The sequence below is a fragment of the Methanomethylovorans sp. genome (genome assembly GCF_050177135.1).
Lineage (GTDB): Archaea > Halobacteriota > Methanosarcinia > Methanosarcinales > Methanosarcinaceae > Methanomethylovorans.
Map to the genome: position 1 here is coordinate 1 of NZ_JBFXHJ010000133.1, position 5,966 is coordinate 5,966.

At 46.1% G+C, this 5,966-nt stretch carries 6 protein-coding genes; 2 read left to right on the forward strand and 4 right to left on the reverse strand.

The features are described 5' to 3' along the window. Both AB7U21_RS09690 and AB7U21_RS09695 read right to left on the reverse strand, forming a co-directional pair. On the reverse strand, positions 1-920 hold a 920-nt coding region (locus AB7U21_RS09690; RefSeq protein ID WP_428388652.1), incomplete at its 3' end, for an NfeD family protein. Positions 921-933: 13 nt separating this feature from the next. After that, the gene (locus AB7U21_RS09695; RefSeq protein WP_333787298.1) at positions 934-1,704 is read right to left on the reverse strand and encodes a slipin family protein; all 771 of its coding nucleotides are present in this window, start codon (positions 1,702-1,704) and stop codon (positions 934-936) included. A 361-nt stretch (positions 1,705-2,065) separates the two neighbouring features. On the opposite strand from AB7U21_RS09695, the gene AB7U21_RS09700 reads away from it, so the two are divergent. After that, a complete protein-coding gene (locus AB7U21_RS09700) occupies positions 2,066-4,189 on the forward strand; it encodes an OB-fold nucleic acid binding domain-containing protein (protein ID WP_428388645.1) in 2,124 nt (707 codons plus the stop codon). A 45-nt stretch (positions 4,190-4,234) separates the two neighbouring features. On the opposite strand, the gene AB7U21_RS09705 is transcribed toward AB7U21_RS09700, so the two are convergent. Both AB7U21_RS09705 and AB7U21_RS09710 read right to left on the reverse strand, forming a co-directional pair. Then, on the reverse strand, positions 4,235-4,846 hold the full coding sequence (locus AB7U21_RS09705; protein WP_428388647.1) for an orotate phosphoribosyltransferase-like protein: 612 nt from the start codon (positions 4,844-4,846) through the stop codon (positions 4,235-4,237). A 79-nt stretch (positions 4,847-4,925) separates the two neighbouring features. After that, on the reverse strand, positions 4,926-5,405 hold the full coding sequence (locus tag AB7U21_RS09710; RefSeq protein ID WP_333787295.1) for an NOB1 family endonuclease: 480 nt from the start codon (positions 5,403-5,405) through the stop codon (positions 4,926-4,928). Between the two features lie 144 nt (positions 5,406-5,549). On the opposite strand from AB7U21_RS09710, the gene nadE reads away from it, so the two are divergent. Then, a partial coding sequence (nadE, locus tag AB7U21_RS09715; protein ID WP_428388649.1) for an NAD(+) synthase occupies positions 5,550-5,966 on the forward strand: 417 nt, incomplete at its 3' end.

A 5,966-nucleotide genomic window follows, 5' to 3' on the forward strand; every position in this document is an offset into this window, starting at 1 on the left:
ATCCCAACAACCCCGAAACCCGGCGACTGAAACTCTATTACTACTAACGCCACACCTACCAGTATAAGGAATATCGATGCAATATTAACATCGAATCCCGTGCCTATGAGTCCCAGGGCAATTGCCACTATACCAAAGAGCTCGGCTCCAAAGCCCGGATTCGACAAGCCCAATATGATAGCATATACTCCCAGCAGTAACAATAAGGAAGATATGATAGGATCAGAAATAATGTTCATGAAAGAAAGCCTCAGGGGTGGCTCATAGAACACTATTTCTGCCCCGCTGGTCTTAAGTTCCCGACCTTTGACCTCACGTCCGTCCACCTGCTCCAGCAGGTCATTGAGATCTGACGCAATGTACTCTATTACTCCGTATTCCAGAGCCTTCTCGGGATTTAAATTAAGGTTCTCGGTAATGAATTGGCCTGCAGCAGTATCATTGCGCCCGTGCTTGCGGGCATTTTCCTGTGCCGTAGCTACCAGAGCATTCACGATCTTAGAGTCGTTCACAGGTTCAGAACCTGAAGTTGTTACCGTCACCGGCTGGGCTGAGCCTATGACAGTGAAAGGAGCCATAGCCGCTACATCCGTGCTTATGAGCAGAAGAGTGCCTGCCGACCAGGCCTTGGTGCCTTCCGGATAGACATAGCCTATTACAGGCACATCCGTGACAGTTATTTGTTCCATCATGTTAAGGGTTGCATCCACCACTCCACCCGGTGTGTTCAGTGTAATGACCAGGGCCTGATAATCTCCCTCTTCAGCGAAAGCTATGGCATCTGCCAGAATATCATCTGATGCCGGAGTTATGGTGCCACCAATATCCATCACCAGCACCTTTTCTGCAGCAGTGACCTGTGGTGTACAGCACAACAAAAATAAAAAAAATAAAAAAAAGATCCCCAGCCTTGGTTTCATCCTGACCTTTCCATTAATCCTTGTTCTTGTCACTAAATGCCTTCGACATAGCCGCCATCCCGCCAATTTCCATAGAACTGGAGATCACGATAAGGTTCTTCTCTCTTGCAACCTCGGCTATGGTCTGCAATTCACGCAGTTTAAGTCCCGCGGGCATATTCTGGTATAATTGTGCAGCTTGTTGCATCTTCTCTGCAGCTATGTACTCACCTTCTGCAAGGATGATACGTGCACGTTTCTCACGTTCTGCTTCAGCCTGCTTTGCAATGGCACGCAACATAGTCGCATCTATCTTAACGTCTCTGAGAGTAACGCCTGTGACCTTGATACCCCATGGATCGGTGGACACATCAAGCATTTCCTGAATTTTCTTATTTATTTCTTCCCTGTTGGAAAGCAGTTCATCCAGTTCGATCTCACCTATCACATCACGCAATGTGGTCTGGGACAAAGTGGAAGTAGCATACTTGTAATTTTCTACCTCATTGACGGCAGAAGAAGGCTCCACGACCTTATAGTAGACCACTGCATCCACATCCACGGTCACATTGTCCTTGGTTATCACGTTCTGCTTGGGCACATCGATGGTAACCACACGCAGATCGATCTTTACTACCGTATCGATGATAGGTATTATAAGGAACAGACCTGGGCCTTTAATACCGCTTAGCCTGCCTAAACGAAAGATAACAACACGTTCATATTCATTTACTATTTTGATAGCTTTTGACAAGATGAAAATTACGAGGATTAATACCGGAAAAAGGATATCAAATAAAGCCATAGTGCCTCCTTTTCAAGCATTGGAATAGTTGCTTGCTTTATAATGTTCGTTTATAAGTAAAGGGTCACCACATATTAAAAAGTTAATGGTGATGCTTTGTGAAAGCAAAGAAAGGAGCTTGGGTCCGAACACTTGTTTGAGGGGATGTACACGAAAGCATGAAAGCAAACCGTTTTTGGATTTCAGACCCAGCAAACAATAAGATGATTTTATGCTTTATTAACCTGATTGATTTTGTTGTGTGAAATTGCAAACTAACAGAAATTATACTGAGTGTGGCTTGATACTGATTTTTGAACATACTCTATACATTCGAGACCAAAGACATAAATCCCACATATTCCATTTAAAGCATGATAAAATGAGCGAAAGATGTCCAGAGTGCGAGGGAAAGGGATACATTGTCACCTCCTCGAAGAAATGCCCGGAATGCAAAGGCGGCGGGAAATCCAAATCAATAGATCTTATGAAACTCTCCGAGAAAGATGTTACAAATTTCCTCAGCAGTGGTTCAGCATGCCCAAAATGCGGAGGGACCGGAGAAATTGAAGAAAAAGATGCTTGCAGCAAATGCAAAGGAAAAGGCGTTATGTACTCTTGTAGAACATGTGGAACAGCCATAGATAAGCTTATGGATGGAGAAGAGGTATGTGAAAGCTGCAGTAAGAAGCAGATAGTGTACAAGCTTGATGACTCCTGTACCATTGATGAGATCGAGATCGGAAAACTATACCATTGCGTTGTCAACAGCAATGTTACCTTTGGGACCTTCGTTGATATCAACTCAAAAATGAGGGGACTTATCCATTCGAGCAACATAAAGGAAACGCCAATGATCGGAGACAGCCTTGTTGTTAGCGTCAAGGAGATCAGGAACAATAACAAATTAGACCTCCTTCCCAGGAACATCAACACCTACCAGACAGTGGAGCTTGAAAAAGAACTTCCTGAGCTTAACTCCTCCAAACTCTCCGAAAACGTGGGCAAGACCGTCAGGGTCCATGGAGAGGTGATACAAGTAAAGCAAACGGCAGGTCCGACCATATTTACTATTGATGATGAGACCGGCCAGATATCTGCCGCAGCCTTTGAAAGTGCTGGAGAAAGAGCATATCCGCACATAGATGCCGACATGATAGTATCTGTTACCGGTGAGATACAGCTTCGCGGAGAGAACGTCCAGCTTGAGGTCCGCAGCATGAAACGGATGACAGGGGACAAGGAAAAAGTAATAAGGACCCGTATAGAAGCTGCTATCGACAGCAGGGCTGAACCCCATGAGATCAAGTTCCTGGTCAAGAGCGATGTGCTGGAGAAGCTCAGACCAGCCATGAAACAGGTCGCAAAGGAGATAAGTAAAGCTGTCATCAAGTCCAAGCCCATCCTCCTGAGGCATCATGCCGATGCGGACGGTATGACGGCGGCGGTTGCCATTGAAAGGGCAATACTTCCACTCATCAAAGAAGTTAACGGTGCTGATGGAGAATACTATTTCTACAAAAGGGCTCCCTCAAAGGCTCCTTTCTATGAACTGACAGACGTTACCCGGGATGTTTCCTTTGCTCTGGAAGATACCGTCAGGCATGGGCAGAAAATGCCCCTGGTCGTGAGCGTGGACAATGGTTCTACCCTGGAAGACCTGCCTTCTTTCAGAATAGCCCAGGTATACGATATTGAGATGGTTGTCGTTGACCATCATCACCCTGATAAGGAGGTTGACCAGTTCCTCAAAGCTCATGTCAATCCGGCGCATGTGGGGGGAGATTACAGTATCACAGCAGGCATGCTCTGTACTGAAGTTGCCCGTATGATAAATCCGGACATTGAAAAAGAGATCCTGCACCTGCCTGCGGTTGCAGGTGTAGGTGACCGTGCTGATTCGGATGAGGCAAGAGATTACATAAAACTGGTGTCTGATAGGTACTCATTGCAGGACCTTAAGGATATGGCGCTTGCGCTTGACTATGCAGCCTACTGGTTAAAATTCAGCAGTGGGAAGGGAATAATTGATGATATACTGGACATGGGAGACCACAATAGGCATCATAATCTTGTCAGCCTGTTCTGTGAGCAGGCCAACGGCATGATCAACGAGCAGCTTGAAGCGTGCATGGCACATGTAAAAGCACAGAAGCTTCCCAACGGAGCCATACTGAACGTCCTGGACGTTGAGAACCATGCCCACAAATTCACTTTCCCACCACCCGGAAAAACATCCGGTGAGGTGCATGACAGACTTTGCCGGAAATACGAAGGTCAGCCGGTTGTTACTCTGGGATATGGCCCTGACTTTGCTGTGATCAGGTCCAAGTACGTCAAGATGAACATCCCAAAAATGGTCAGAGAACTGCATGATGAGATCGAAGGTGGTGGGGTCAACGGAGGAGGACACCTGGTGGTTGGCAGCATCAAGTTCGTAGAAGGGATGCGTACCCAGGTACTGGCAAAGCTTGCAGAAAAGATAGGAGCAGTGGAAGTGGAATAAGAACCCTTCCAACTGCATTCATTTTTAATAGTATTTACTTACCCATCAGTCCACGCGGACTATGCGCACTAATGGCCGTACAGGCACATCTGAAATGACCTCAGCGCCTTTCTTATCCACCAGAACAGTTATTGCAACAGGTTTACCACCTTCTTCATGGATGCGTTTGACCACTCCCGTCATGGTGGAACCACTGGTGATCACATCATCCACAATAACACATTTCTTACCCCTTACAGTACTGAAGTTCCCGCTGAAATCGCCTTTCAGGCTCCTGTCATCAGCAGGATCGTAATGTGCGTGGAATATTGCAAGGTCTGTACCCAGCTCTTCTGCCATAAGGCTCGCTAAGGGTACACCGCTAAGCCCGATACCCACAATGAGATCAACATCATCTTCTGTCTGCTCCACAGACTCCAATACCATATCACAGAGCACTTTTGAAATGTTACGCAGCCTGTAAGCGTTCTTGCCTATGTTGGCCCAGTTCACAGAAATGTCCTTGGGTGCAGGTGTACTTACATCTTTCTTTGCGCGTGTGAGAAGCCAGGTCACAGTATCCCTGGAAACGTTAAGCTCATCTGCTATTTGCCTTGAGGTAAGCCCGTTGGACTGTAACTCCACTGCCTTCTGAATCAGATTCTCTATATTCTTCATATGATCCCTGCCTGTGATCTTTAACGGGTATTCTAAAATGTATTCTATAAAGATGTCATTACCACATATACAAGTATTGTTATAATTTTCTTTTGCGTCCTTTTCTCATAGGAGAGCCACATACGGGACATATATCCCCCGAATCGAACTTCCTCTTACATCCAATGCAGACCTTCTGCCATATAAGCACGTCCTTTATCTTCTTCTGGACAACAGGCTCTACTTTTATGCCCAGCATACTGGCAACGTTCTGTACTGCGTAATCGTCCGTAAGGAGCACCGCCTCTTCCTTAAGATCATAAGCCTTGGCAAGCACTTCAATGTCAGTAAGGGACAGCTCCTCATGGTCCTTTGATACACCGGAAACCTCTGCAACCCTGTCAAGCGCCTCCTGCGAGGGCAATTCCACTCCCAGACCCTGTTCCCTGGCAAGGTCAAAGCGAAGCCTTGACTCACTGCTTTTGAGCTCATCCACCACTGAAGGAACAGTAATGGTATAAGTAGCATCAACTGGTTTTCCCATTATGAAGACAGCAGAGTCGGCTATATAAAGAGGCATGCAGCTGCATTAGAACTTCCAGATAGATTAAACCTTTGAGCGGGAAACTTTATTTTAACTAGGATGCAGCAATAAGAACAGAAACAAAGTAAAGGATCGTTTTAATAGACGATCATATTTCAGGCCACTACAGAGGACAGGAACATGGACACAGAGAAAGCAAGGGAAGTAATCGTTGGTTTTATCAGAGAAAAAGTAAGAGAAGCAAATGCTGAGGGGGCTGTCCTTGGTATCAGCGGAGGTGTCGATTCCGCACTTGCAGCATATTTATCTGCTGAAGCCCTGGGAAAGGATAAAGTACTGGGCATACACCTTCCGGAACTCAATCTTACACCCGCTGAGGATGTGCTTGATGCGACCGAAGTGGCACACAGGCTGGACATAGATTTCAGGGCCATAGATATCTCAGGGATGCTCACAGCTTACCTTGAGAATATTCCGGATGGGGATAAGGCTACTCCCCATGCAAAAGGGAACCTTAAGGCCCGCATCCGGATGTCGGTGCTTTATTACCATGCCAACATGCTAAACAGAATAGTAATAGGCACAGGAAACAAAACA

Bases quoted from the DNA above. Each gene is read 5' to 3' on its own strand.
- AB7U21_RS09700 (WP_428388645.1), top strand. From the start codon at position 2,066: ATGAGCGAAAGATGTCCAGAGTGCGAGGGAAAGGGATACATTGTCACC.
- AB7U21_RS09710 (WP_333787295.1), bottom strand. From the start codon at position 5,405: ATGCCTCTTTATATAGCCGACTCTGCTGTCTTCATAATGGGAAAACCA.
- AB7U21_RS09695 (WP_333787298.1), bottom strand. From the start codon at position 1,704: ATGGCTTTATTTGATATCCTTTTTCCGGTATTAATCCTCGTAATTTTC.
- AB7U21_RS09705 (WP_428388647.1), bottom strand. From the start codon at position 4,846: ATGAAGAATATAGAGAATCTGATTCAGAAGGCAGTGGAGTTACAGTCC.